Origin of the sequence: Rhodopseudomonas sp. AAP120 (genome assembly GCF_001295845.1) — a bacterium.
Lineage (GTDB): Bacteria > Pseudomonadota > Alphaproteobacteria > Rhizobiales > Xanthobacteraceae > Rhodopseudomonas.
The window spans coordinates 1-25,182 of sequence record NZ_LJIC01000034.1 but is presented as its reverse complement, the minus strand read 5'-3'; the positions used below and the strand labels follow the sequence as shown (position 1 = coordinate 25,182).

Annotated in this window: 24 protein-coding genes and 1 riboswitch; of the genes, 20 read left to right on the top strand and 4 right to left on the bottom strand. The window is 66.1% G+C overall.

Features of this window, described 5'->3' with window-relative positions; all coding sequences use genetic code 11:
• A partial coding sequence (locus IP86_RS06730; protein WP_197279661.1) for a heparinase II/III family protein occupies positions 1-762 on the top strand: 762 nt, incomplete at its 5' end.
• A gap of 236 nt (positions 763-998) precedes the next feature.
• Positions 999-1,080: riboswitch (ZMP/ZTP riboswitch) on the top strand.
• Positions 1,081-1,105: 25 nt separating this feature from the next.
• Positions 1,106-2,698: a bifunctional phosphoribosylaminoimidazolecarboxamide formyltransferase/IMP cyclohydrolase gene (gene purH / locus IP86_RS06725; protein WP_054161750.1), complete on the top strand. Its 1,593-nt coding sequence runs from the start codon at positions 1,106-1,108 to the stop codon at positions 2,696-2,698.
• A gap of 257 nt (positions 2,699-2,955) precedes the next feature.
• Here purH and IP86_RS06720 read toward each other — a convergent pair whose 3' ends face one another.
• The gene (locus tag IP86_RS06720) at positions 2,956-4,044 is read right to left on the bottom strand and encodes a 3-deoxy-7-phosphoheptulonate synthase (protein ID WP_054161749.1); all 1,089 of its coding nucleotides are present in this window, start codon (positions 4,042-4,044) and stop codon (positions 2,956-2,958) included.
• Between the two features lie 213 nt (positions 4,045-4,257).
• Positions 4,258-5,658: an MFS transporter gene (locus IP86_RS06715; protein WP_054161748.1), complete on the bottom strand. Its 1,401-nt coding sequence runs from the start codon at positions 5,656-5,658 to the stop codon at positions 4,258-4,260.
• A 108-nt stretch (positions 5,659-5,766) separates the two neighbouring features.
• Here IP86_RS06715 and ggt point away from each other — a divergent pair, with 108 nt between their 5' ends.
• Positions 5,767-7,500, top strand: a complete 1,734-nt coding sequence (gene ggt, locus IP86_RS06710) for a gamma-glutamyltransferase (protein ID WP_502693986.1) — start codon at positions 5,767-5,769, stop codon at positions 7,498-7,500.
• A 416-nt stretch (positions 7,501-7,916) separates the two neighbouring features.
• Positions 7,917-8,792: an SDR family oxidoreductase gene (locus tag IP86_RS06705; protein ID WP_054161746.1), complete on the top strand. Its 876-nt coding sequence runs from the start codon at positions 7,917-7,919 to the stop codon at positions 8,790-8,792.
• A gap of 224 nt (positions 8,793-9,016) precedes the next feature.
• Here IP86_RS06705 and IP86_RS06700 read toward each other — a convergent pair whose 3' ends face one another.
• Together IP86_RS06700 and IP86_RS06695 are read right to left on the bottom strand one after the other, a co-directional pair.
• On the bottom strand, positions 9,017-9,685 hold the full coding sequence (locus IP86_RS06700) for a glutathione S-transferase (protein ID WP_054161745.1): 669 nt from the start codon (positions 9,683-9,685) through the stop codon (positions 9,017-9,019).
• A 96-nt stretch (positions 9,686-9,781) separates the two neighbouring features.
• Positions 9,782-10,117 carry a GIY-YIG nuclease family protein gene (locus tag IP86_RS06695; RefSeq protein ID WP_054161744.1) on the bottom strand — a complete coding sequence of 112 codons (336 nt, stop codon included), beginning with the start codon at positions 10,115-10,117 and terminating at the stop codon, positions 9,782-9,784.
• Positions 10,118-10,231: 114 nt separating this feature from the next.
• On the opposite strand from IP86_RS06695, the gene IP86_RS06690 reads away from it, so the two are divergent.
• The 16 genes from IP86_RS06690 to kaiC form a co-directional block, all read left to right on the top strand.
• Positions 10,232-10,825 (top strand): DUF2239 family protein, encoded by a 594-nt coding sequence (locus tag IP86_RS06690; RefSeq protein ID WP_054161743.1) that lies wholly within the window; start codon positions 10,232-10,234, stop codon positions 10,823-10,825.
• A gap of 81 nt (positions 10,826-10,906) precedes the next feature.
• Positions 10,907-11,509 (top strand): 2-hydroxychromene-2-carboxylate isomerase, encoded by a 603-nt coding sequence (locus IP86_RS06685; RefSeq protein ID WP_054161742.1) that lies wholly within the window; start codon positions 10,907-10,909, stop codon positions 11,507-11,509.
• Between the two features lie 184 nt (positions 11,510-11,693).
• Complete coding sequence (locus IP86_RS06680) at positions 11,694-12,431, top strand: SDR family oxidoreductase (RefSeq protein ID WP_054161741.1); 738 nt, start codon at positions 11,694-11,696, stop codon at positions 12,429-12,431.
• Between the two features lie 200 nt (positions 12,432-12,631).
• The gene (gene panE, locus IP86_RS06675; RefSeq protein WP_054161740.1) at positions 12,632-13,552 is read left to right on the top strand and encodes a 2-dehydropantoate 2-reductase; all 921 of its coding nucleotides are present in this window, start codon (positions 12,632-12,634) and stop codon (positions 13,550-13,552) included.
• 483 nt (positions 13,553-14,035) lie between these two features.
• Positions 14,036-15,682: a cytochrome-c oxidase, cbb3-type subunit I gene (gene ccoN / locus IP86_RS06670; RefSeq protein WP_054161739.1), complete on the top strand. Its 1,647-nt coding sequence runs from the start codon at positions 14,036-14,038 to the stop codon at positions 15,680-15,682.
• An 11-nt stretch (positions 15,683-15,693) separates the two neighbouring features.
• On the top strand, positions 15,694-16,428 hold the full coding sequence (gene ccoO, locus IP86_RS06665; RefSeq protein ID WP_054161738.1) for a cytochrome-c oxidase, cbb3-type subunit II: 735 nt from the start codon (positions 15,694-15,696) through the stop codon (positions 16,426-16,428).
• 9 nt (positions 16,429-16,437) lie between these two features.
• Entirely contained in the window at positions 16,438-16,602 is a 165-nt protein-coding gene (locus tag IP86_RS06660; RefSeq protein ID WP_054161737.1) for a cbb3-type cytochrome oxidase subunit 3, read from the top strand.
• 7 nt (positions 16,603-16,609) lie between these two features.
• A complete protein-coding gene (gene ccoP / locus IP86_RS06655) occupies positions 16,610-17,491 on the top strand; it encodes a cytochrome-c oxidase, cbb3-type subunit III (RefSeq protein ID WP_054161736.1) in 882 nt (293 codons plus the stop codon).
• A 118-nt stretch (positions 17,492-17,609) separates the two neighbouring features.
• A complete protein-coding gene (gene ccoG, locus IP86_RS06650) occupies positions 17,610-19,070 on the top strand; it encodes a cytochrome c oxidase accessory protein CcoG (RefSeq protein ID WP_054161735.1) in 1,461 nt (486 codons plus the stop codon).
• Positions 19,071-19,091: 21 nt separating this feature from the next.
• Positions 19,092-19,589 carry a FixH family protein gene (locus IP86_RS06645; protein WP_054161734.1) on the top strand — a complete coding sequence of 166 codons (498 nt, stop codon included), beginning with the start codon at positions 19,092-19,094 and terminating at the stop codon, positions 19,587-19,589.
• Between the two features lie 37 nt (positions 19,590-19,626).
• Complete coding sequence (locus IP86_RS06640) at positions 19,627-21,804, top strand: heavy metal translocating P-type ATPase (protein WP_054161733.1); 2,178 nt, start codon at positions 19,627-19,629, stop codon at positions 21,802-21,804.
• Positions 21,805-21,975, top strand: a complete 171-nt coding sequence (gene ccoS / locus IP86_RS06635; protein WP_054161732.1) for a cbb3-type cytochrome oxidase assembly protein CcoS — start codon at positions 21,805-21,807, stop codon at positions 21,973-21,975.
• A gap of 76 nt (positions 21,976-22,051) precedes the next feature.
• Positions 22,052-22,258, top strand: a complete 207-nt coding sequence (locus IP86_RS06630; protein ID WP_054161731.1) for a hypothetical protein — start codon at positions 22,052-22,054, stop codon at positions 22,256-22,258.
• 313 nt (positions 22,259-22,571) lie between these two features.
• Positions 22,572-22,796, top strand: a complete 225-nt coding sequence (locus IP86_RS06625) for a hypothetical protein (protein WP_054161730.1) — start codon at positions 22,572-22,574, stop codon at positions 22,794-22,796.
• A 125-nt stretch (positions 22,797-22,921) separates the two neighbouring features.
• Positions 22,922-23,431, top strand: a complete 510-nt coding sequence (locus tag IP86_RS06620; RefSeq protein ID WP_054161729.1) for an Lrp/AsnC family transcriptional regulator — start codon at positions 22,922-22,924, stop codon at positions 23,429-23,431.
• A gap of 323 nt (positions 23,432-23,754) precedes the next feature.
• Positions 23,755-25,182: circadian clock protein KaiC (gene kaiC / locus IP86_RS06615; RefSeq protein ID WP_054161728.1), on the top strand; the 1,428-nt coding region annotated here is incomplete at its 3' end.

Sequence of the window (25,182 nt, the reverse complement as noted above, 5' to 3'; positions counted from 1 at the left end):
ATCGTCGACGCCGGCTCGCCGCCGCCTCCCAATGTCAGCCAGGACGCGCATGCCGGCTGCCTGTCGTTCGAACTGTCCTCCGGCCCGAGCCGCATCGTCATCAATTGCGGCATGCCCGGCACCAATCGCGAGAGCTGGCGGGGCTTCGCCCGCTCCACGCCGGCGCATTCCACCGTCACATGCCACGACACCTCGTCGTGCAGCTTCGTCGAGCGGTCCGCGATGAAGAAGCTGCTGCAGGGCGCGCCGATCGTCAGCGGGCCGAGCCGGGTCGAGAACCGCCGCGAGGAGGTCGCGAACGGCGTGCTGCTGACCACCTCGCACGACGGCTATCGCGACCGGTTCGGCGTGCTGCATCAGCGCGTCATCATGGTGAAGCACGACGGCAGCCGGGTCGACGGCGAGGACACGTTGGAGCCGGCGCAGGGCGGTCGTCACCGCGCCGCGCAGGCCGATTACGCGCTGCGCTTCCATCTGCATCCGCAGGTCAAGGCCAGCCGCCTCGGCGACGCCAAGGGCGTGATGCTGGTGCTGCCCAATCGCGAGGTCTGGACCTTCGAGGCGGCCGACGACAAGGTCGATCTGGAAGAGAGCGTGTTCCTGGCCGGCAATGACGGGCCGCGGCGCTCGACCCAGATCGTGATCCGGCAGAATTCGATCGAGGCGCCGAGCGTGCGCTGGAGTTTCGTCCGCTCCAATTCCTCGCCGCAAGCCACCTCAGCCCGGCGCGCCGCGCGGCGAGAGCCGGAACTGCCGCTGTAGCGCCTAGCTTCGCCCAAGCGCTCGTTACGGGCAAACCTCATGGTGAGGAGGCGCGAAGCGCCGTCTCGAACCATGGGCCGCGGGCGATGCGTGGCCCACATCCTTCGGACGCCCGGCTGCGCCGTGCTCCTCAGGATGAGGAGTCAGTGCACCTGGCGGGCATCAGCCTTGCGAGGCAGCGCGCTTGCGAAACCTTGGTCGGCGTTGTCGCGGCCGGCGAAAACTGCTAACAGGCGCAGGCCTCGCGCGACTGGCGACCTAGGATGGAGCACCATCGGGAAGCGCGGGACGTCTCCGCCGCGCGCCTGGGCACAGCTTTCCTAACGACACAGGATCTTGCCCCATGAGTCCGACTCCCCGCCGCGTCACCCGCGCGCTCCTCTCTGTTTCCGACAAGACCGGCCTGATCGATTTCGCCCGTGCGCTGGTCGGCCACGGCGTCGACCTCATTTCCACCGGCGGCACGGCGAAAGCCATTGCGGCCGCCGGCCTGCCGGTGAAGGACGTCTCCGACGTCACCGGCTTCCCCGAGATGATGGACGGCCGGGTTAAGACGCTGCACCCGAAGGTGCATGGCGGCCTCTTGGCGATCCGCGACAACGACGAGCACACCCAGGCGATGGCCGCGCACGGCATCCCGCAGATCGATCTCCTGGTCGTCAATCTGTATCCGTTCGAAGCCACCGTCGACAAAGGCGCGTCCTACGAGGACTGCATCGAGAATATCGACATCGGCGGCCCGGCGATGATCCGCGCCGCCGCCAAGAATCACGACGACGTCGCCGTGGTGGTCGAGGCCAATGATTATCAGGCGGTGCTCGACGAACTCGCCGCGAATAACGGCGCCACCACGCTGACCCTGCGCAAGCGCCTCGCCGCCAAGGCCTATGCGCGCACCGCAGCTTATGATGCGGCGATCTCCAACTGGTTCGCCCTGCAGCTCGAACTCGACGCGCCGGACTTCCGCGCCATCGGTGGTCGCCTGCTGCAGTCGCTGCGCTACGGCGAGAATCCGCATCAGAAGGCTGCGTTCTACGCCACGCCCGAGAAGCGTCCCGGCGTCGCCACCGCCCGCCAGGTGCAGGGCAAGGAACTGTCCTACAACAATATCAACGACACCGACGCCGCCTATGAGGCGGTCGGCGAGTTCGATACCAAGCGCACCGCCGCCTGCGTCATCGTCAAGCACGCCAATCCGTGCGGCGTGGCCGAGGGATCGAGTCTGCTCGACGCGTATCAGAAGGCGCTGGCCTGCGACTCCGTCTCCGCGTTTGGCGGCATCGTCGCGCTGAACCGCACGCTCGACGCTGAAGCGGCGCGCGCCATCACCGAGATCTTCACCGAAGTGATCATCGCGCCGGATGCCACCGAGGAAGCGATCGCGATCGTCGCGGCGAAGAAGAATCTGCGGCTGCTGCTCGCCGGCTCGCTGCCCGATCCGCGCGCGACCGGCCTGACCTACAAGACCGTCGCCGGCGGTCTTCTGGTGCAGTCGCGCGACAACGCGGTGGTCGATGATATGTCGCTGAAGGTCGTCACCAAGCGGCAGCCGACCGAGGCCGAACTGCGCGATCTGAAATTCGCGTTCCGGGTCGGCAAGCACGTCAAGTCGAACACGATCATCTACGCCAAGGACCTCGCCACCGTCGGCATCGGCGCCGGGCAGATGAGCCGTGTAGATTCGGCGCGCATCGCCGCCCGCAAGGCGCAGGATGCGGCCGAGGCGATGAAGCTCGCCGCGCCGATGACCAAGGGCTCGGTGGTCGCCTCCGACGCGTTCTTCCCATTCGCCGACGGCATGCTGGCCTGCATCGAAGCCGGCGCCACCGCGGTGATCCAGCCGGGCGGTTCGGTCCGCGACGACGAAGTCATCAAAGCCGCCGACGACGCCGGCATTGCCATGGTGTTCACCGGCACGCGGCATTTCCGGCACTGAGGCGTTTGATAACTCGCGGTGTGAGGCGTCAACAACAAGCACAGCCTCATGGTGAGGAGGCGCGAAGCGCCGTCTCGAACCATGGGCCACTGGTGCTGCGTGGCCCCATCCTTCGAGACGCCGGCTTCGCCGAGCTCCTCAGGATGAGGACTCAGTGCACCTTGGATCGTATCGCTTCAATCAAGTCCTGCAGCGCCCTAACAACAGATGCGAAAAGCGGGGCGGCGACCCGAGGCCGCTGCCCCGCGCGTAGCTGATCAAGCCGCCGCACCTTCCTGCTGGGCGGCACGGCGCGTCACTCGGCGGTTGTCCACCGCAGCGGCGAGCTCGTGCAGCACCGTCTCGGTCGTTGCCCAGTCGATGCAGCCGTCGGTGATGCTCTGGCCGTATTGCAGGGCCTGGCCCGGGACGACTTCCTGGCGGCCGGCGACCAGATTGCTCTCGATCATCACGCCGATGATGCGGTCGTCGCCCGCCGCGAGCTGACGGCCGATATCGGCCGTGACCTTTGGCTGGTTCTCCGGCTGCTTGCTGCTGTTGGCGTGGCTGGCGTCGATCATCAGGCGCGGCGCAATCCCGACCTTGCCGAGCACGCCAGCGGCGGCGTCGACGCTGGCGGCGTCGTAGTTCGGAGTGACGCCGCCGCGCAGGATGACGTGGCAGTCGCTGTTGCCGGTGGTGGCCGCAATCGCATTGCGGCCGCGCTTGGTCACCGCCATGAAGTGATGCGGCTGCGCGGCGGACTTCACCGCCTCGGCGGCGATCCGCACATTGCCGTCGGTGCCGTTCTTGAAGCCGATCGGGCACGACAGGCCGGACGCCAGTTCGCGGTGGATCTGACTCTCGGTGGTGCGCGCACCGATCGCGCCCCAGGCGACGAGGTCGGCGATGTATTGCGGCGTAATCAGATCGAGGAACTCGGTGGCGGCCGGCAGGCCGAGATTGTTCACGGCCGCCAGCACGTGGCGCGCCAGCCGCAGCCCCTTGTCGATGCGGAAGCTGCCGTCGAGGTCGGGGTCGTTGATCAGTCCCTTCCAGCCCACCGTGGTGCGCGGCTTCTCGAAATACACCCGCATCACGATCTCGAGCCGGTCGGACAAGGTCTCGCGCAGCGCCGCCAGACGGCTGGCATAGTCCAGCGCCGCGGTCGGATCGTGAATCGAACAGGGGCCGACCACGACCAGCAGCCGGTCGTCGGCTCCGCTCAGGATGGCGTGGATCGCGCTGCGGCTCGCCGCGACGGTGCGGGTCGCGGTCAGCGTGCGCGGAATCTCGCCCATGACCTCGTCGGGCGTACTCAGTTCGGTGATCTTCTGCAGGCGAAGGTCGTCGGTGGTGGTCAACACGGCAGTCTGCTCCTTGTGAGGGAGACCTGCCGGCTCAAACGAAAAAGCCGCCAGGTCTGGCGGCTTTTCGGACTTCTATGCTGCAATCGTCAGATCGCGCGAAATCCTCCCGCCGCCAGCGAGGTGCTAAAATAGAAGTACCAGAACGAGGCGGTCGGACGGATCATGCGGCTGATATAGACCACGCCGGCGGCTTTGTCCATGGACCGGGTTTCACCCCTCAGTCGAGCGCCGCACTTGGGTCAGGAGGGCCAATCCGGCGACGAAGAACACCACCAGCACCGCCATGCCGGCCTTCTGGCTCGCGGTGATCGCCGTCACCGTCGCGATCAGTAGCGGGCCGATGAACGAGGTGACCTTGCCGGTCAACGCGAACAGGCCGAAATACTGCGCGATGCGGTCGCGCGGGGCGATCCGGATCAGCAGCGTCCGCGACGCGGCTTGTAATGGACCGCCGGCGATGCCGATCAGGCAGCCGAGCAGCAAGTAAGCGCGCTCTGCCGGCGCGGCGAACAGCCCGCCGCCGGGCTGCGGCGGCGTCACTTCCATGAACAGAATGTGCGACGGATCGATCAGCAGGATGCCGGCGATCGCGACGAGTAGCAGCACCATCGAGCCGGCGATCACACGCTTGGAGCCGAGCGCGTCGTCGAGCCGTCCGCCGATGTAGGCGCCGAAGGTGGCGGCGATTGCCAGGATCACGCCGAAACTGCCGATCTGAATCGTGTTCCAGCCGAACGTGCCGGTGGCGTAGATGCCGCCAAACGCGAACAGCGACACCAGGCCGTCGGTGTAGATCATGTTGGCGATCAGGAAGGCGGCGAGCGAACGCCGCTTCGGCAGATCGCGCAGCGTCTCGGCGAGTTCGCGCAACCCCTCGCGCACCGCGGCTCGGACCTTCAGCTTCGCCGGAAAATCCGGCGTCAGTAGAAACATCGGCAGCACGAACACCACGAACCAGATCCCGGTCAGCGGCCCGCTGATGCGATCCCCTTCATGCGTCGCCGGATCGAGTCCGAACCAAGGCGACAGGCCGAGCAGGGTCTTGCCGGTGTCGGGGCTCGCGGCCAGGAAGCCGAGTACCAAGATCAAGGACAGGATGCCGCCGACATAGCCGGTCGCCCAGCCGGTGCCGGACAAGCGGCCGATCTTTTCGGGCGGCACCAGGTTCGGCATCATCGCGTTGTTGAACACGGTGGCGAACTCGACCCCGATGGTGGCGAGCGCATAGGCGATCAGCAGCGGCAGGATGATGTGCGGATCGCCCGGCCGGCCGAACCACATCAGGCATGAGCCGATCACCAGCATCGCGCCGAACAGCGCGATCCACGGCTTGCGACGGCCGCTGGCATCCGCCACTGCGCCGAGCACCGGAGAGGCCAGCGCGATCAGCAAGCCGCTCGCCGCGGTGGCGAAGCCCCACAGCGATTGCCCCGTCGCCGGATCGGGCGCCACGTAGGTGGCGAAATAGGGCGCGAAGATGAAGGTGGTGATCAGCGTGAAGTAAGGCTGCGCCGCCCAGTCGAAGAAGATCCAGCCGAGCACGGCGCCACGCGACGGATAGGTGCGCGGCGCCGTGTCCGGTGCGCTGTCCGCGACGATCGATGACGCCATCTTGTTCCGTCCCTGCTGCGCCGGATTTGGCCGGCCCGGCCAATCCCTATAGGATTCGCCGGCGCGGAGCAGCCTTCGCCCGCGTCCCCGGAACCCGAAATGAGCAGCATGACGTTTCTTCATCGCATAATCGTGACGGCGTGGACCATCACCGCGCTGAGCCTCGCGCCGATGGCAGCTTCGGCGCAGGACATGCGCGGCGGCGCGCTGCGCGAGGCCGCATCCGCGCCGGCGGTGGTCGCCAAGCACGGCATGGTGGTGGCGCAGGAGAGACTCGCGGCCGAAGTCGGCGCGAAATTCTTGGCGCGCGGCGGCAATGCGATCGATGCCGCGGTGGCGACCGGCTTTGCGATGGCAGTGACCTATCCGCGCGCCGGCAATTTGGGCGGCGGCGGCTTCATGGTGATCCACTCTGCGGCGAAAAACGAAGACGTCGCGATCGACTATCGCGAGACCGCGCCGCAGGCTGCGACGCAGGACATGTTCCTGACGGACGGCAAACCCGACGCCGACAAGTCGCGCAAATCCGCGCTCGGCATCGGCGTGCCCGGCACTGTCGCAGGCCTGGCATTGGCGCTCGACAAGTATGGCTCCGGCAAGTTCACGCTGCGCGACGTGCTACAGCCGGCGATCGAACTGGCGCGTGACGGCTTCATCATCGCCGACGACAACGCCGATACGTTTCCGCAATGGCACGCCTGGCTGTCGCGCTGGCCGTCGACGCAGAAAGTGCTGGCCCGTTCCGACGGCTCGGCGCTGCAGGACGGCGACCGCCTCAAACAGCCCGATCTCGCCGCGACGCTGCAGGCGATCGCCGACAAGGGGCCGGACGGATTTTATCGCGGCGAGGTCGCGGACGAACTTGCGCGGAGTATCCGCGAGGCTGGCGGGCTGATCACCACCGAGGATCTGGCGAATTATCAGGCTGTGGTGCGCGCGCCGGTGCGCGGCACCTATCGCGGCTACGACATCGTGGCGATGCCGCTGCCGTCCTCGGGCGGCGTGGTGCTGATCGAGACGTTGAACATCCTCGAGGGCTACACGCTGCAGACCTACGCGCAGGGCAGCGCGCCGTCGCTGCATCTGCTGATCGAATCGATGAAGCGCGCTTATGCGGACCGCGCCCGCTATCTCGGCGACCCGGCGTTCAGCGACGCGCCAACCGCAAAGCTGCTGTCGAAGGACTATGCGGCGACGCTGCGCAAGGGCATCGACCTCGCGCGTGCGACGCCGGCGGCCGACGCGGTGTCGCAGCCGAAGGAGGGCGAGAACACCACGCACTACTCGGTCGCCGACGATCAGGGCAACGCGGTGAGCAACACCTACACGCTGAATTTCTCCTACGGCGTCGGCCTGATCGCCGACGGCACCGGCGTGCTGCTGAACAACGAGCTCGACGATTTCACCGCGGCGCCGGGCGCGTCGAACGCCTACGGGCTGGTCGGCTTCGCCGCCAATCTGCCGGCGCCGGGCAAGCGGCCGCTGTCGTCGATGTCGCCGACCATCGTGCTGAAAGACGGCAAGCCGGTGCTGGTCACCGGCTCGCCCGGCGGCAGCCGGATCATTTCGGCGACGCTGCAGGTGATCGTCGACGTGCTCGATTATCGCATGAACGTCGCCGCCGCCGTAGCCGCGCCGCGGCTGCATCATCAATGGATGCCTGACGAAGTCCGCGTCGAAACCGGCTTCCCCGACGCCACCCTCGACGCCCTGCGCGCGCTGGGCCACCGCATCGCCGTCCCGCTCGGCCAGACCTCGACCAACACGATCTTCATCGACCAAGCCGGCTTCCACGGCGCCCCGGATCCGAGGACGCGCGGGGCAACGGCGGCGGGACATTGATCGCTGATTAGTCGCATGATGCGTCATTGCCTGGCTTGACCCGGCAATCCATCGCCTTCGCATGATGCCTTCTGGCGAAGAAGATGGATGCGCGGGTCAAGCCCGCGCATGACGACTGGTGTTCGACGTAAGCCTCTCCCCGCCCGCTGCGTGCTCCCTCTCCCGCTTGCGGGAGAGGGCTGGGGTGAGGGTGCCCCAGGCAGTGAGCTCATTGCTAATTGGACTGGGCTTATAGCAAGCGTTGCGGTTCGCGGCCTGGCCCTCACCCCAACCCTCCCCCGCAAGCGGGGGAGGGAGCGCGCCGGGCGTGCGGCGATGGTTTCGGCTTGCAGAAGAAATCAACGCCTCCCCGCAAGCGGATGCAGCGGCGCTCTGCTAATCTGCGGTGACTTCGATTGAGCGACGAGGAGACGACCATGGCATCACTGAAGGGCAAGACGCTGTTCATCACCGGCGCGAGCCGGGGCATCGGGCTGGCGATCGCGCTGCGGGCGGCGCGGGATGGGGCGAATATCGCGATCGCCGCCAAGACGGCCGAGCCGCATCCCAAGCTGCAGGGCACGATCTACACGGCGGCCGACGAGATCCGCGCCGCCGGCGGCCAGGCGCTGCCGCTGGTGTGCGACATCCGCGACGAGGCGCAGGTGATCGATGCCATCAACCAGACCGTCGCGGAGTTCGGCGGGCTCGATGTCTGCGTCAACAATGCCAGCGCGATCAGCCTGACCAACTCGCAGGCGACCGACATGAAGCGCTACGACCTGATGACCGGCATCAACACCCGCGGCACCTTCATGGTATCGAAATATTGCATCCCGCATCTCAAGAAGGCCGACAATCCGCACATCCTGATGCTGTCGCCGCCGCTCGACATGCAGCCGAAATGGTTCGCGGGGTCGACCGCCTACACGCTGGCGAAGTTCGGCATGAGCATGGTGGTGCTCGGACTGTCGGCCGAGCTGAAGAGCGCCGGAATTGCCGTCAACGCGCTATGGCCGCGGACCACGATCGCTACCGCAGCGGTCGGCAATCTGCTCGGCGGCGACGCGATGATGCGGGCCAGCCGCACGCCGGCGATCATGGGCGACGCGGCGCACGCGATCCTCACCAAGCCGTCGCGCGACTTCACCGGCCAGTTCTGCATCGACGACAAGGTGCTGTACGAGGCCGGCGTCACCGACTTCGAGCCCTACCGCGTCGACCCGACCGCGCAGCTGATGTCCGACTTCTTCGTCCCCGACGACGACGTCCCGCCACCCGGCGTCAAGGTCACGCCGCTGCCGATGGGGTAGGGCGCCATTGTAAGCAAACTTCTCACCCCAAGCCCAGCGCGCTCCCTCTCCCGCTTGCGGGAGAGGGTTGGGGTGAGGGAGCCGCGGACGAAAGACTCTCGGTGTAGTCGAGGGGGCGTGGTGGCGCGCTCACTGCCTGGGGCGCCCTCACCCCACCCCTCTCCCGCAAGCGGGAGAGGGAGTCGGCCGTGCCTGGGGCGAGCTATCGTTCTACTACCTGTTCCTTACGCTTTCCCAATTTCATACGGCCCGCCCTTCTCCAGCGCGCGTTGATATGCGGGGCGGGCGTGGATGGTGGCGAGCCAGGCCTGCGCTTTGGGGTAGTGCTGGTCGAGGCCGGCGCGGGAGGCGGCGGCTTCGAGCGGGAAGCTCATCTGGATGTCGGCGGCGGTGAAGTCGTTGCCGGCGAAGTACGTGCTCTTGCCGAGCTCGGCTTCCCAGAACGCCATGTGCTGCTTGAGCTGCGGGTCGACGAAGCCGGTCAGCGCGCCGTTCGCCACCATCTTGACCAGCGGGCGCACCAGCGCGGGCGCGCGCTGTGGCATCATGCTGAACAGCAGCTTGAGCAGCAGCGGCGGCATCGCCGAGCCCTCTGCGTAATGCAGCCAATAGGTGTAGCGCAGCCGCTCCGGCGTCTTCGGCGGCGGGATCAGCCGGCCCTCGCCATAGCTGTCGACGATGTAGTCGATGATCGCGCCGGATTCGGCGATGGTGTTGCCGGCGTCGGTGATCACCGGGGATTTGCCGAGCGGGTGCACGGCGCGCAGTTCCTTCGGCGCCATCATGTCGGGCTGGCGCTGATAGCGCTTGATCTCGTAGGGCACCCCCAGCTCTTCCAGCAGCCAGAGCACGCGCTGCGAGCGGGAATTGTTGAGATGATGGACGATGAGCATGGCGACCTCGCTGCATGATGCGACGCGTTGATAGCGCGAAATCGCCCGACGCGGATGACGATTTCGGCGCCATCCGCTGCCGCGAGGGGCCGCGGCTCAGAGCGGCCTTGCGCCGAGCCGCTCGCGCCAATGCGCGGCGCGATCCTTGAGCTGGTTGTCGCGCAGATAGCGGTCCTCGTCCGGCTCGAACACTTCCAGCGTTTCCAGCGCGAAAGCGTCGGCGCCGTGCGTGGTCCAGGCCTGCTGCAGCTCGCGGTTGGGATGGCCGCCTTGGCGCAGCGTGAACCAGATCTTGTTGTGCACGGTGTCGGGGTTGAGCGTCGGCCCGATCCACACCGCGTCGGCCGCCGCGCAGCGCAGCGCGAAGATCGCGGCTTTCGGCTTGCGCTCCTTGTAGGCGTTGATCGCCGCCTTGCGGTCGAGCTTGGTCATCACGGGTCCTTCTGCGTCTTTGTGCGGCGTGCGTCCTAGCAGGGCGGGGCAGGGCTTGTCAATTTTACCCGGATAAAATATTGAGGCTTCGACGTCGCACCGGAGCGCCTGCCCATGAACCCCAATGACGTGCCCAGCTATGTCGCCTTTCAGGGCGAACGCCTGCTCGCCGAGGGCGACCTCCGCAGCGTCGTGGCGGCGATCAAACCGCTGGTCGATCGCGGCGAAGCGGGCGTGCTGGTGTTCGGCGCGGCGTCACAACAGGTCGACTTCGATCTGCGCGGATCGCTGGCCGAGGTGCTGGCGCGGCTGCCGGCCGATGAGTCGGTGCCGGAGCCTGTTGGCGACGAGGTGCCGCGCGGGCGGGGGCGGCCGAAACTGGGCGTGGTGGCGCGCGAGGTGACGCTGCTGCCGCGGCATTGGGAATGGCTCGGCCAGCAGCGCGGCGGCGCCTCGGTGGCGCTGCGCCGGCTGGTCGATGAAGCGCGCCATGCCTCGGCCGATACCGACCGCGTGCGCGCCGCGCAGGAAGCCACGCACCGCTTCATGACCGTGATGGCCGGCGACCGGCCGGATTACGAGGAAGCGGCGCGCGCGCTGTTCGCCGGCGACAGCGCGAAGTTCGCGCGCTGCACGCAGGCGTGGCCGGTCGACATCCGTGATCATGCGCGGCGGCTGGCGGGGCCGGCGTGGCCGAGTTCCGGTTGATTGCGCCGCGGCGACCCGCTAGGCTGCGATGGCATGATGCAAATCATATAAGACGCGCTGAGCGCGCCGCCGGAGGACACGATGCCCACACCCGCCCCGCAATTCCTGTTCGATTTCGGCAGCCCCAACGCGTTCCTGGCGCACGAGGCGATCCCGGCGATCGAACAGCGCATCGGCGCCAGGTTCGACTACGTGCCGGTGCTGCTCGGCGGCATCTTCAAGGCCACCAACAACAAGTCGCCGGCCGAGACGCTCGCCGGCGTCAAGAACAAGCGCGAATTCCACGTGATCGAGACCGAGCGCTTCGTCAAGCGCTACGCGGTGAAGCCCTATGTGTGGAATCCGCATTTCCCGGTGAACACGCTGAACCTGATGCGCGCGGCCGTCGCGGCGCAGCTGGAGGGCGTGTTCGAGAAATATGTCGACGCCGCGTTTCACCACATGTGGGTCGAGCCGAAGAAGATGGATGATCTGGAGACCGCCGTGGCGGCGCTCAATTCGTCGGGGCTCGATGGCAAAGCGCTGCTGACCCGTGCGCAGGAGCCGGACGTCAAGGCCAGGCTGATCGCCAACACCGAAGACGCCGTGCAGCGCGGCGCGTTCGGCTCGCCGACCTTCTTCGTCGGCAAGGAGATGTTCTTCGGCAAGGAACAGCTCCGCGACGTCGAGGAGATGTACGGCTGAGAGCAAGTGAGAGCCAGACCCTCATGGTGAGGAGCCCGGCCATGCCGGGCGTCTCGAACCATGAGGCCACGGCCGTGCCGCCTCATCCTTCGAGACGCGCGCAACAGCGCGCTCCTCAGGATGAGGATCTGGCGCATCAATTCGAAGAGCCTAGCCAAAACTCAGCAATCCGGGAGACGCCAGCATGACGCCACGCAACGCCACCGTCGCGGTGATCGGGGCCGGGGATTACATCGGCGCCGAGATCGCCAAGAAATTCGCGGCTGAAGGCTTCACCGTATTCGCCGGCCGCCGTAACGGCGAAAAGCTGGCGCCGCTGGTCGAAGAGATCGAAGCGGCCGGTGGCAGAATCGTGGCGCGCTCGCTCGATGCCCGCAAGGAAGACGAGGTGACGGCATTCCTCAACGATGCCGACGCCCACGCACCGCTTGAAGTGACGATCTTCAACGTCGGCGCCAACGTCAATTTCCCGATTCTCGAAACCACCGACCGGGTGTTTCGCAAGGTCTGGGAGATGGCGTGCTGGGCCGGCTTCGTCTCGGGACGCGAGTCGGCCCGGCTGATGCTGGCGCGCGGCCAGGGCAAGATCTTCTTCACCGGCGCGACCGCCAGCTTGCGCGGCGGCTCCGGCTTCGCCGCCTTCGCCAGCGCCAAGTTCGGGCTGCGCGCGGTGGCGCAATCGATGGCGCGCGAGCTGATGCCGAAGAACATCCACGTCGCGCATCTGATCATCGATTCCGGCGTCGACACCGCTTGGGTCCGCGAGCGTCGCGAGCAGCTGTGGGGCAAGGAGGCGCTCGACAATCCCGACCTCTTGATGCCGCCGGCCTCGGTCGCCGGCGCCTATTGGCAACTCTATCAGCAGCCGAAAAGCGCCTGGACGTTCGAGATGGAGATCAGGCCGTTCGGCGAGAAGTGGTGAGGCTTCGCGATGCTCGCGCCCCTCATGGTGAGGAGGCGCGCAGCGCCGTCTCGAACCATGAGGTTGCACGGCTTTGCCACCTCATCCTTCGAGACGCACGGCTACGCCCACGGGCTTCGCCGAGCTCCTCAGGATGAGGCGCTGATCGTGTACCTCGCGGCGTAGCAATGCTAGACGTGAAACAAAGAGGATTAAATGGCATGCGGATTCTCATCGTCGGCGCCGGCGCCATTGGCGGTTACTTCGGCGGCCGGCTGTTGCAGGCGGGGCGGGACGTCACGTTTCTGGTGCGGCCGGGGCGGGCGGCGGAGCTGGCGCGCGATGGCCTCGTCATCAAGAGCCCGAACGGCGATGCGACGATCGCGAATCCGCCGGCGCTGCAGTCGGCCGAGCTGAAGCCCGATTACGACCTGGTGCTGCTGAGCTGCAAGGCGTTCGACCTAGACGACGCGATCGCGTCGTTCGCGCCCGGCGTCGGGCCGCAGACCACGGTGCTGCCGCTGCTCAACGGCCTCCGGCACCTCGACGTACTCGACGGCAAGTTCGGCCGCGACCGCGTGCTCGGCGGCCAGTGCGTGATTGCCGCGATGCTCAACGCCCAGCGCCATGTCGTGCAGCTGGCGCCGATGAATTCCATCACCTTCGGCGAACGCGACGGCGGCAGCAGTCCGCGCGTCACCGCGATCGCGGCGGCGCTCGGCGGCGCCGGCTTCGACGTCAACGCCTCCACTGAGGTGATGCAGGAGATGTGGGAGAAGTGGACCTTCCTGGCGACGCTCGCGGGCTCGACCAGCCTGATGCGCGCGCCGGTCGGCGACATCCTCGCGGCGCCCGGCGGTGCCGACTTCATCCTCGGCGTGCTCGAGGAGATCACCGCGATCGCCAAAGCCGCCGGTCATCCGCCGCGCGCGCCGTTCGTCGAGCGGACCCGCGGCATGCTGCTCGCCGCCGGCTCCAAGCTCACCGCCTCGATGTTCCGCGACATCCAGGCCGGTGCCAAGATCGAAGCCGATCACGTCATCGGCGACCTGATCGCTCGTGCCGACGCCGCCAGTCAGCCGGTCGACCGGCTGCGCGTGATCTACACCCACCTCAAGGCCTATGAGAGCCAGCGCGGGTGAGCGCAGGTCTCCTGACCTGACAAGCGCCCAAACGATCGAGCACTGACTCTCCCCACGTCATGCCCGGGGCTCGCCCCGGGCATCCACGCCTTGCTGACCGAAACGCATCAAAGACGTGGATGGCCGGGACAAGCCCGGCGATACGGGGCTCGGTGTCGCTTGCTTATAGCCAGCGCAGGGCATCCACCGATGCGCTCTGCCGTCGCGCTTGCAAGCATCCGCAAATGGCTATCAGTCGCGCGGCGCGCAACTCATCCCTTGGTCTAAAGCCGCTGTTAAACGCTCTTGAAAACGCCTCGTACTGGTCCGAGGCGACGCCGCGTGATGCGCTTGCTTTGCTGCACTTCGTGCCGAATCCGGCGGCTGCGTCCCGCCGCCCAGGTCGATATGCCGCAAAATGATGCAATTTGATTTCGATCAATCGACCTCGATGGATTCCAGGTTTGGTGCGACCAACTGCCCCGCCGAGAAAAGATTGATCAGATGAATCAAGCTCTCACATCCAAACGGATCACCCTTGGCGAGGGTGGTCTGACGCTCGTGTTCACCTTGACCACGGTGTTGTGCATCTACGCGACGATCTTCGCCAAGGATGCGCCTTTCGCCTTCCACGCCGCTCTCGGCGCTGCGTTCAGCGCCTGGGCCGTCTTCGCGATCATCACCCGCTACAGCCGCCGCACCGGCCTGCCCCCGCAGGAAATCAACGGCGTGCCCAATTACAATCTCGGCCCGATCAAGTTCCTGTCGTTCATGGCGATGTTCTGGGGCATTGCCGGCTTCACGGCGGGCCTCTACATCGCGCTCGAGCTGGCGTATCCCGGCCTCAACGTCGCGCAGTGGGTGAATTTCGGCCGGCTGCGGCCGCTGCACACCTCCGCGGTGGTATTCGCCTTCGGCGGCAACGTGTTGCTCGCGACCTCCTTCTACGTCGTGCAGCGAACCACGCGGGCACGCCTCGCCGGCGACCTCGCGCCCTGGTTCGTCGCGATCGGCTACAACTTCTTCATCGTGATCGCGGGCACCGGCTATCTGCTCGGCGTCACCCAGTCGAAGGAATACGCCGAACCCGAATGGTACGCCGACCTGTGGCTCACGATCGTCTGGGTTGTCTACCTGCTGATCTTCGTCGCGACGTTGATGAAGCGCAAAGAGCCGCACATCTACGTTGCGAACTGGTTCTATCTCGCCTTCATCCTGACCATCGCGGTGCTGCATCTCGGCAACAACCCGACGCTGCCGGTCTCGCTGCTCGGCTCCAAATCCTACATCGCCTGGGCCGGCGTGCAGGACGCGATGTTCCAGTGGTGGTACGGCCACAATGCGGTCGGCTTCTTCCTCACCGCCGGCTTCCTGGCCATCATGTACTACTTCATCCCGAAGCGGGCGGAGCGGCCGGTGTATTCCTATCGGCTGTCGATCATCCACTTCTGGGCGCTGATCTTCCTGTACATCTGGGCCGGTCCGCATCACCTGCACTACACCGCGCTGCCGGACTGGACGCAGACGCTCGGCATGACCTTCTCGATCATGCTGTGGATGCCCTCCTGGGGCGGCATGATCAACGGCCTGATGACGCTGTCGGGGGCCTGGGACAAGCTGCGCACCGACCCGGTGCTCCGCATGATGGTGGTGTCGGTCGCGTTCTACGGCATGTCGACCTTCGAAGGCCCGATGATGGCCATCAAGGCGGTCAACTCGCTCAGCCACTACACCGACTGGACTGTCGGCCACGTGCACTCCGGTGCGCTCGGCTGGGTCGGCTTCGTCTCCTTCGGCGCGCTGTACTGCCTGGTGCCGTGGGTGTGGGGCCGTAAGCAGCTCTACAGCCTGCGCCTCGTCAACTGGCACTTCTGGATCGCGACCCTCGGCATCGTCCTCTACATCTCGGCGATGTGGGTGTCGGGCATCCTGCAGGGTCTGATGTGGCGCGCCTACACCTCGCTCGGCTTCCTCGAATACTCGTTCATCGAATCCGTCGAGGCGATGCACCCCTTCTATGCGATCCGCGCTGCGGGTGGCGGGCTGTTCCTGATCGGCGCGCTGATCATGGCCTACAATCTCTGGATGACGGTTCGGGTCGGTGAATCGTCGGAGGCCCAGCCGCGCGTCGCCCTGCAGGCCGCCGAGTAAGGAATAGGTCGATGTCTTTCTGGAATCGTCACAAGATCTTCGAGACGAACTCGATCGTCCTGATCGTTGGTATTCTCCTCGTCATCGCGGTCGGCGGCCTGGTCGAGATCACGCCGCTGTTCTACCTCAAAAGCACGATCGAGAAGGTGGACGGGGTTCGCCCCTACACCCCGCTCGAACTTGCCGGCCGCAACGTCTACATCCGCGAAGGCTGCTATCTGTGCCACTCGCAGATGATCCGTCCGCTGCGCGACGAGATCGAACGCTACGGCCACTACTCGCTGGCCGCGGAGTCGATGTACGACCATCCGTTCCAGTGGGGCTCCAAGCGCACCGGTCCGGACCTCGCCCGGGTCGGCGGCAAGTACTCCGACGACTGGCACGTCTCGCATCTGAAGAACCCGCGGTCGATCGTGCCGCAGTCGGTGATGCCGAGCTACGCCTTCCTGGCCAGCAACAAGGTCGATCCGTCGAGCATCGCCGATCACCTCCGCACCAATCGGGCGCTCGGCGTGCCCTACACCGACGAAGACGTCGCCAAGGCTGCGGACGATCTGAAGACCCAGATCGACCCGGACAGCGCCGGCGCCGCCGATCTCCTGAAGCGCTACCCGAAGGCGGTCGTCCGCAATTTCGACGGCCAGGGTGGCGATCCGACCGAACTCGACGCGCTGGTCGCCTATCTGCAGATGCTCGGCACGCTGGTCGACTTCAAGCTCTACAACGAAAAAGCCAATCTGCGCTGAGGTGGAGACATGAAAGCGATCATCTCGGTCGAGAACTTCGTATCCAGCTTCGTCACCGTGTGGTGGACGCCGCTGTTCATGGTGATCTTCTTCGCCATCGTCGCCTACGCGCTGTGGCCGAAGAACAAGACGGCTTTCGACGACGCCGCGCGCATGCCGCTGCGAGAGGATTGACAGGACCATGGCTGACCACGCACATCACGCCGAGATCGACAAGGTCACCGGCACCGCCACGACCGGCCATGAGTGGGACGGGATCAAGGAACTGAACACGCCGCTGCCGCGGTGGTGGATCTGGACCTTCTACGCCTGCATCATCTGGTCGATCGGCTACTTCATCGTCTATCCGGCCTGGCCGCTGATGGACGGCTACACCAAGGGCCTGTTCGGCTACTCGTCCCGCGCCGAACTCGCCGTCGACCTCGCCAACCTCGAAAAGGTGCGCGGCGACAAGATGGCGGCGCTCGCCGCTGCGCCGCTCGCCGACATCGAAAAGGATCCGGCGCTGCTGGCGCTGGCCCGCGCCAAGGGCAAAGTGGTGTTCGGCGATAATTGCGCCGCCTGCCACGGCTCCGGCGCCGCCGGCGGCAAGGGCTATCCGAACCTCAACGACGACGACTGGCTGTGGGGCGGTTCGCTCGAGCAGATCGAGCAGACCATCAAGTACGGCGCCCGCTCCGGCAACGACGAAGGCCACATGGGCAACATGCCGGCGTTCGGCAAGGACGGCCTGTTGACCAAGGACCAGATCGTCACCGTGGTGAACTACGTGCGGTCGCTGTCGGGGCTGTCGACCCGCCCGGGCGCCGATCTCGCGGCCGGCAAGCAGATCTTCGCCGACAACTGCTCGTCCTGCCATGGCGACGAAGCCAAGGGCAATCCGGAGCTCGGAGCGCCCAATCTGACCGACAAGATCTGGCTGTATGGTTCGGATGAGGCGACCATGATCGAGACGCTGACCAACGGCCGCGGCGGCGTGATGCCGGCGTGGATCGGGCGCCTCGACCCCGCCACCATCAAGGCGATGGCGGTGTACGTGCACTCGTTGGGCGGCGGCAAGTAGCCGCCCAACTACCGGACGGACACCTCGGGTGGCGGGGGCGCCCGAGGGTCCGGCCCCGGATACGACCATACGGAACGAGCCGATGCTCGACGACACAACAACAAAAACGAGCCCCGATATGAACAAGCCGCTGCGCCAGGTCGATTTCACCCCCGACGAGGACGACGGTCCCCTGTATGCGGCGGGCAAGAAAATCTACCAGCAGAGCGTGACGGGGCCGTTCCGGCGGACCAAATGGATCCTGATGGCGGTTTGCCTCGGGATCTACTACTTCCTGCCCTTCGTGCGCTGGAATCGCGGTCTCGGCGCCCCCGATCAGGCGGTGCTGATCGACCTCGCCAACAACCGCTTCTATTTCTTCTTCATCGAGCTGTGGCCGCAGGAGATTTACTACTTCACCGGCCTGCTGATCGTCGCCGCGGTGGCGCTGTTCCTGATGAATGCGCTCGGCGGCCGCGTCTGGTGCGGCTATCTGTGCCCGCAGACGGTGTGGACCGATCTGTTCTACGCGGTCGAGCGCCTGATCGAAGGCGACCGCCGCGAGCGGATGCGCAAAGCCACCGAGCCGTGGAATCTGCAGCGCGGCGCCGAGCTGGTGCTGAAGCATTCGATCTGGCTGATGATCGCGTGGTGGACCGGCGGCGCCTGGGTGCTGTACTTCGCCGACGCGCCGACGTTGATCAAGGAGCTGGTGACGTTCCAGGCGCCGATGGTCGCCTATATCTGGATCGGCATTCTCACCTTCACTACCTACACGCTGGCCGGCTTCATGCGCGAGCAGGTCTGCGTTTATATGTGCCCGTGGCCGCGCATCCAGGCGGCGCTGACCGACGAATGGGCGCTCAACGTCACCTACAAGTACGACCGCGGCGAGAAGCGCACCTCCTTCAAGAAGGCCGCCGCACTGCGTGCCGCCGGCGAGCATGTCGGCGACTGCGTCGACTGCAACCAGTGCGTCGCGGTGTGCCCGACCGGCATCGACATTCGCAACGGGCCGCAGCTCGACTGCATCCAGTGCGGTCTGTGCATCGACGCCTGCGACAACGTGATGAAGAAGATCGGCCGCCCGACCCGGCTGATCGGCTACGACAACGACATCAACATCCATCGCCGGATGGAGGGCAAGCCGGAGGTGTTCAAGCCGCTGCGCGCCCGCACTGTGGTGTATTCGGCGATCATCGTGGCGATCGGCGCCGTGATGCTGTACGCGCTGATGAACCGCAGCCTGCTCGATCTCAACGTGCTGCACGACCGCAATCCGGTCGCGGTGCGGCTCAGCGACGGCTCGGTCCGCAACGGCTACACCATTCGCTTCCTCAACAAGCGCGGTTTCGACCGCGTGGTCGCGGTCGATGTCGACGGTCCGCCGAACGCCCGCATTCACGTCGTCGGCGCCGATTCGATCACGCCCGACCGGCCGATGATCATCCTCGGTCGCGACACCACCACCGAGCTGCGCGTGCTGGTGGATTCCAACTCGAACGAAGAGATCGCCAAGTCGGTGCCGGTGACGTTCCACGTCACCGATATCGGCCTCGGCGAAGTCGCGTCCGCCAAGGACGTGTTCGTCACGCCGTAAGCGGTCATTGGAGTTGCTATCATGTCCCGTTCTTCCAAGCCCCGCCAACTCACCGGCAAGGTCGTGCTCGCCTCGCTCATCGCCTTCTTCGGCGTCGTGTTCGGCGTCAACGGCCTGATGATGACGCTGGCGATCAAGACGCTGCCCGGCACCGAGGTCGACAGCGCCTATGCGGCCAGTCTCGCTTATGAAAACGAGATCGTGGCGGCGCGCGACCAGGCCCAGCGCGGCTGGAAGGTCGACGCCAAGCTGGACCGTCGCGCCGACGGCACCGCGACGCTGCGGGTCGAGGCGCACGACAAGGCCGGGCTGCCGCTGACGGGACTGGCCTTCGCCGGCCGGCTCGAGCGGCCCGCCGACAAGCGGTTCGACCGCGAGATCACACTCGCCGAACTCGGCGACGGCATCTACCAGGGCGGCCTCACCGAGCTCAAGCCGGGGGGCTGGGATCTGGTGCTGGAAGGCGACCAGAACGGCATACGCATGTTCCTGTCGAAGAATCGCCTGAAGCTGGACTGATCGGACCGCTGGGGGCGGAGGATCAAAGGGTCGCTGCATGTTGATGACGCGGGACTTCTCTCACTACGTCAAGGACGTCGACCAGGAGGTCGCGCATCTCGATCTCGCGGTCGAAGGCGTCACTTGCGCCGCCTGCATGGCTAAGATCGAGCGCGGCCTCGCGGCGATCCCGGACGTGACGCTGGCGCGCGTCAACCTCACCGACCGCCGCCTCGCGGTGGAGTGGAAGAAGGGCGAGCTGGAGCCGGCGCTGTTCATCGATCGGCTCGCCGAACTCGGCTACAAGGCCTATCCGTACGAGCCGGTGCGCGCCGAAGTCGAGGAGGCCGAGCGCTCCAAGTTTCTGCTGCGCTGCCTCGGGGTGGCGGCGTTCGCCACCATGAACGTGATGATGCTGTCGGTGCCGGTGTGGTTCGGCGGCGATCTTTCCCCGGAAGCGCGCGACTTCTTTCACTGGCTGTCAGCGCTGGTGGTGCTGCCCTGCGCCGCCTATGCGGGACAGCCATTCTTCCAGTCGGCGTGGCGGGCGCTCAGCGCCAAAAGCGTCAACATGGACGTGCCGATCTCGATCGGCGTTACGCTGGCGCTCGGCATGTCGCTGGTCGAGACCATCAACCACGCCGAGCACACCTATTTCGACGCGGCGATCATGCTGATCGCGTTTCTGCTGGCGGGCCGCTTCCTCGATCAGAAGATGCGGCAGAAGACCCGCGCGGTCGCCGGCAATCTGGCGGCGCTGAAGGCCGAGACCGCGACCAAATTCGTCGGCCCCGACGAGATCGCCGAAGTGCCGATCGCCGCGGTGCGCAGCGGCGACATCGTGCTGCTGCGCCCGGGTGAGCGCTGCGCGGTCGATGGCCACGTCATCGAAGGCCGCTCCGAGATCGACCAGAGCCTGATCACCGGCGAGACTCTCTACGCCAAGGCCCAGCGCGGCACCCAGGTCTATGCCGGCACGCTGAACATCACCGGCACGCTGCGCGTTCGCGTCGCCGCGGCGGCCGAAGGCACGCTGCTGTCGGAGATCACCCGGCTGATCGACCATGCGCTGCAGGCGCGCTCGCGCTACGTTCGTCTCGCCGATAGGGCGTCGCAGCTCTACGCGCCGGTGGTGCACGCCACCGCGCTGCTCACCGTGCTCGGCTGGGTGCTGGCCGGCGCCAGCTGGCACGACGCCATCGTCACCGGCATCGCGGTGCTGATCATCACCTGTCCCTGTGCGCTCGGCCTCGCCATCCCGGCGGTTCAGACCGTCGCGTCGGGCGCGATGTTCCGCGCCGGCGTGCTGCTCAATGCCGGCGATGCGATCGAGCGCGCTTCGGCGGTCGATACTGTCGTGTTCGACAAGACCGGCACGCTGACGCTGCCCGAGCTCGACGTTGTCAACGCCGCCGCCGTGCCGCAAGACGTGTTTCAATTGGCTGGACGGCTGGCGCTTGCCAGCCATCATCCGGTCGCCGCCGCGGTGGCGCGCGCATCGGGCGCCAAGGCGCCGCTGCCCGGCGTCACCGAGGAGCCCGGCCGCGGCGTCCGCGCGCTGATCGAGGGCGAGGAGCTACGGCTCGGCAGTCCGTCGTTCTGCGGCGCCGATGTCGAGGCCAACGCGATTCTCAGCGAAGATCCGGAAGTGTCGGTCGTCGCGTTCAGCCGCGGCGAGCAGCGCACCGTGTTCGCGGTCCGGCAATTGCTGCGGCCCGACGCCGCCAAGACGATCGATGCGCTGATCAATCGCGGCATCGCGGTCGAACTGTTGTCCGGCGATCGCGAGCCGGCGGTGCGCCACGCCGCGGACGCGCTCGGCGTCGGCGCATGGCGGGCCGGCGTGACGCCGGCCGAGAAGATCGCCCATATCGAGGCGCTCAAGGCGCAGGGTCGCAACGTGATGATGGTCGGCGACGGCATGAACGACGCGCCGTCACTCGCGGCCGCGCATGTCTCGATGTCGCCGATCAGCGCCACCCATCTCAGCCAGGCCACCGCCGATCTGGTGTTTCTCGGCAAGGAGCTGGCACCGGTGCTGGCCGCGGTCGACTACTCGCGCAAGGCGATGAGCGTGATGCGCGAGAATCTTACGCTGGCGATCGGCTATAATGTGCTGGCCGTTCCGATCGCGATCGCCGGCTTCGCCACGCCGCTGATCGCCGCGCTGGCGATGTCCGGCTCGTCGGTGCTGGTGATGCTGAATGCGATGCGCGTCCGCCGGGGAGGCAGGTAAATGGAAGTCATGGTCATCCTGGTGCCGCTGGCGCTGGTGCTCGGCTTGCTCGGTCTGGCAGCCTTCCTGTGGTCGCTGAAGAGCGGTCAATACGAAGATCTCGACGGCGCGGCCTGGCGTGCGATTTCCGACGACGACCAGCCGCTGCCGCCGGCCCCGAAACGAGGCTAGAGTGTGGTTTAACGCGTATTCATGATGCGAACCGGGATCCGTTTCGCCTGAAGACGCGCCGGAGAGCGAGGCTCACATGGCACTGCTCACTTACGTCGATCCCGACGCCCTGATCCCGCGGCCCCCGTCGCCGGAGCCGCGCAGCGATGCACCGCCCGGCAGCGACGAGGACATCAAGGAACGCTGGCTGCAGGCGCAGCCCTGGCCCTACCGCGTGTTCGCCCGCTGCTACCGCGCGCTGCGCAAACTGCAGCCGATGTTTCCGCCGATGTCCTGCTGCTGAACGCCCTGTTACAAAGGCGATCGCTCTCCCCGCGCCGCAGCGCACTCCCTCTCCCGCTTGCGGGAGAGGGCTGGGGTGAGGGCGCCCCGAGCAGTGAGCCTGCGATCCACTCAGAGGCCGCAGCCCTCACCCGGATCGCTGCGCGATCCAACCTCTCCCGCAAGCGGGAGAGGTTGCGCTGTCCACGGCGAGAGGTTGGACAAACCGTCGCAGCACCAAAGCGTTAAGGGTCTTTCATCGGCCTGACGCAGAGCGGGGCTATCAGGTCGGCATTCGCACACCGCGAATCGTCAGCTTCGAGTCAGCATCCGCCATGTCCCAAGCCGTCGCATCCTCCGCCTACATCATCGAAGTCCATTCCCGCGCCGCCGGCATCGTCGTCCGCGATGGCCGCGGCTACCGCTTCCATGCGGCCGCCGACGACTTCACCGCGCTCGACGGCCAGGACTTTCGCTCGGCCGGCGACGCCCACAAGGCCGCCCTGCGCCTGGTCGAAAGCCTCCGCCCCAGCCGTGGCCTCAAGCTCGGGGTAGCCTGAACTGCCCCGGCGTTCCGCTCAAAGCCAACAGGGCGAGCCTTTCGTCGACTCAAAACACGGACTTGCGTGAAAAAATCTTCCATATATGATGGCTTCCATCATTTGATTTGGAAGAATGTTCTCTCATGTCTGAGATCGAGACCACTGTTGTCGAAACCAGTCGTCGCCTCGATGCGATCGACCGGAAAATTCTGACGGTCCTGCAGCAGGATGCGTCGCTGTCGGTAGCCGAGATCGGCGACCGGGTCGGATTGTCGTCGACCCCCTGCTGGAAGCGGATCCAGCGGCTGGAAGCCGACGGGGTGATCACCCGCCGGGTCGCGCTGGTCGATCAGGACAAGATCGGGCTTGGCCTGTCGGTGTTCGTCTCGATCGAGAGCGGCGACCATTCCGAAGCGTGGCTCAAAACCTTCGCGGACGCGGTCGCGGCGATGCCGGAAGTGATCGAGTTCTACCGGATGGCCGGCGACGTCGACTACATGCTGCGGGTCGTCGTCGCCGACATGCGCGCCTACGACATCTTCTACAAGCGGCTGATCAGCACGGTGGCCCTCAAGAACGTCACCTCGCGCTTCGCCATGGAGAAGATCAAGTCGGTCACGGCCTTGCCGGTGCCTCCGCTGAACGCCGCCTGATGGTGGCACGGCGGGGACCGCGAGGCTGAGCTGGCCCCGTCAGGCGCCTTTGTCGGCGTCGGCGTCATGCCGGGCTGCCAGCGCCTCATGAATGTTCGGCGTCTCGCCCGCTATGCGGCCGACCTGTCACTAAGACCGCTTAGTTGTATCAATTGATATTGGTCCGCTGCTGTGCAGATCGGGACAGTGTCGCCGCTGCGCCTGGTAGGATTCAACCATCGGCAAAAGTTCCTAGCTTTGTGCATTTCATTTTCATTGGCGCCCCCTAGGCAGCCGGTTCCGGTTCAAATACAAACTCGAAAGATGAAGATTTCCGAGTTCAAATGACCGAAGGCATCGCCAAGTCCCGCACCGGCATCGAAGGCTTCGACGATCTCACGCTGGGCGGTCTGCCTTCGGGGCGTCCCAGTCTGGTGTGCGGCTCGGCCGGCTGCGGCAAGACGCTGTTTGCGTCGACCTTCCTGATCAACGGCGCGCGGCACTTCGGCGAGGCCGGCGTCTTCGTCACCTTCGAGGAGCGGCCGGTCGACATCGTCGACAATGTGCAGTCGCTCGGCTTCGATCTGCAGGGGCTGATCGATCAGGAGCGCATCCTGATCGAACACATCGCAATCGATCCGACCGAAGTCGCCGAAGTCGGCGACTACGATCTCGAAGCGCTGTTTCTGCGGCTGGAATTCGCGGTCGACCAGATCGGCGCCAAGCGCATCGTGCTCGATACCATCGAGAGCCTGTTCTCGGCGTTCCAGAATCCGGCCGTGTTGCGTGCCGAAATCCGGCGGCTGTTCGACTGGTTGAAGCAGAAGGGGCTGACCGCCGTCATCACCGGCGAGCGCGGCGACGGCACGCTGACCCGGCAGGGGCTGGAGGAATACGTCTCCGACTGCGTGATCCTGCTCGACCACCGCGTCGAGAGCCAGATCTCGACGCGTCGCCTGCGCATCGTCAAATATCGCGGCACCGCGCATGGTACCAACGAATATCCGTTCCTGATCGACGAAGACGGCTTCAGCGTGCTGCCGGTGTCGTCGCTCGGCCTGAACCACAAGGTGTTCGAAGACCGCATCTCCACCGGTGTTATCGACCTCGACGACATGATGTCGGGCGGCGGCTTCTATCGCGGCAGCAGCGTGCTGATCACCGGCGTCGCCGGGTCGGGCAAGAGTTCGCTGTCCGGCATGATGGCGGATGCCGCCTGCCGCCGCGGCGAGCGGGCGCTGTATCTGTCGTTCGAAGAATCCGAAGCGCAGACCGTGCGCAACATGAAGTCGATCGGCACCGATCTCGGCCGCTGGATCGAGGCCGGACAGTTGCGCTACATCGCGGCGCGCCCGACGTTCTACAGCCTGGAAATGCACCTCGCGGTGATGCTGCGCGAGATCGCGCGGTTCAAGCCGAGCCTGGTGGTGCTCGATCCGATCTCTGCCTTCATCGGCTCCGGCGAGATCGGCGAGGTGCAGTCGATGCTGCTGCGCATCGTCGACTATCTGAAGTCGCACGGCATCACCGGCGTGTTCACCCACATCGCCCATGCCCAGGACGCCGAAACCGACGCCGGGCTGTCGTCGTTGATGGACGCGTGGGTGCTGCTGCTCAATCGCGAGTCGAACGGCGAGTTCAATCGCGAGCTCTATCTGCTCAAGGCCCGCGGCATCGCGCACTCCAATCAGGTCCGGGAGTATGTGATGTCCGATCACGGCATCCAGCTGCTCGAGCCGTATCTGGGCGAGGGCGGGGCACTGACCGGCTCC

Coding starts and splice junctions, on each gene's coding strand:
- ccoP (WP_054161736.1), top strand. CDS start 16,610: ATGGCTGACCACGCACATCACGCCGAGATCGACAAGGTCACCGGCACC.
- IP86_RS06625 (WP_054161730.1), top strand. CDS start 22,572: ATGTCCCAAGCCGTCGCATCCTCCGCCTACATCATCGAAGTCCATTCC.
- ccoS (WP_054161732.1), top strand. CDS start 21,805: ATGGAAGTCATGGTCATCCTGGTGCCGCTGGCGCTGGTGCTCGGCTTG.
- IP86_RS06640 (WP_054161733.1), top strand. CDS start 19,627: ATGTTGATGACGCGGGACTTCTCTCACTACGTCAAGGACGTCGACCAG.
- IP86_RS06620 (WP_054161729.1), top strand. CDS start 22,922: ATGTCTGAGATCGAGACCACTGTTGTCGAAACCAGTCGTCGCCTCGAT.
- purH (WP_054161750.1), top strand. CDS start 1,106: ATGAGTCCGACTCCCCGCCGCGTCACCCGCGCGCTCCTCTCTGTTTCC.
- ccoN (WP_054161739.1), top strand. CDS start 14,036: ATGAATCAAGCTCTCACATCCAAACGGATCACCCTTGGCGAGGGTGGT.
- IP86_RS06685 (WP_054161742.1), top strand. CDS start 10,907: ATGCCCACACCCGCCCCGCAATTCCTGTTCGATTTCGGCAGCCCCAAC.
- IP86_RS06695 (WP_054161744.1), bottom strand. CDS start 10,117: ATGACCAAGCTCGACCGCAAGGCGGCGATCAACGCCTACAAGGAGCGC.
- panE (WP_054161740.1), top strand. CDS start 12,632: ATGCGGATTCTCATCGTCGGCGCCGGCGCCATTGGCGGTTACTTCGGC.
- IP86_RS06705 (WP_054161746.1), top strand. CDS start 7,917: ATGGCATCACTGAAGGGCAAGACGCTGTTCATCACCGGCGCGAGCCGG.
- IP86_RS06715 (WP_054161748.1), bottom strand. CDS start 5,658: ATGGCGTCATCGATCGTCGCGGACAGCGCACCGGACACGGCGCCGCGC.
- ccoO (WP_054161738.1), top strand. CDS start 15,694: ATGTCTTTCTGGAATCGTCACAAGATCTTCGAGACGAACTCGATCGTC.
- IP86_RS06645 (WP_054161734.1), top strand. CDS start 19,092: ATGTCCCGTTCTTCCAAGCCCCGCCAACTCACCGGCAAGGTCGTGCTC.
- IP86_RS06700 (WP_054161745.1), bottom strand. CDS start 9,685: ATGCTCATCGTCCATCATCTCAACAATTCCCGCTCGCAGCGCGTGCTC.
- ggt (WP_502693986.1), top strand. CDS start 5,767: ATGACGTTTCTTCATCGCATAATCGTGACGGCGTGGACCATCACCGCG.
- IP86_RS06630 (WP_054161731.1), top strand. CDS start 22,052: ATGGCACTGCTCACTTACGTCGATCCCGACGCCCTGATCCCGCGGCCC.
- IP86_RS06690 (WP_054161743.1), top strand. CDS start 10,232: ATGAACCCCAATGACGTGCCCAGCTATGTCGCCTTTCAGGGCGAACGC.
- IP86_RS06660 (WP_054161737.1), top strand. CDS start 16,438: ATGAAAGCGATCATCTCGGTCGAGAACTTCGTATCCAGCTTCGTCACC.
- IP86_RS06680 (WP_054161741.1), top strand. CDS start 11,694: ATGACGCCACGCAACGCCACCGTCGCGGTGATCGGGGCCGGGGATTAC.
- ccoG (WP_054161735.1), top strand. CDS start 17,610: ATGAACAAGCCGCTGCGCCAGGTCGATTTCACCCCCGACGAGGACGAC.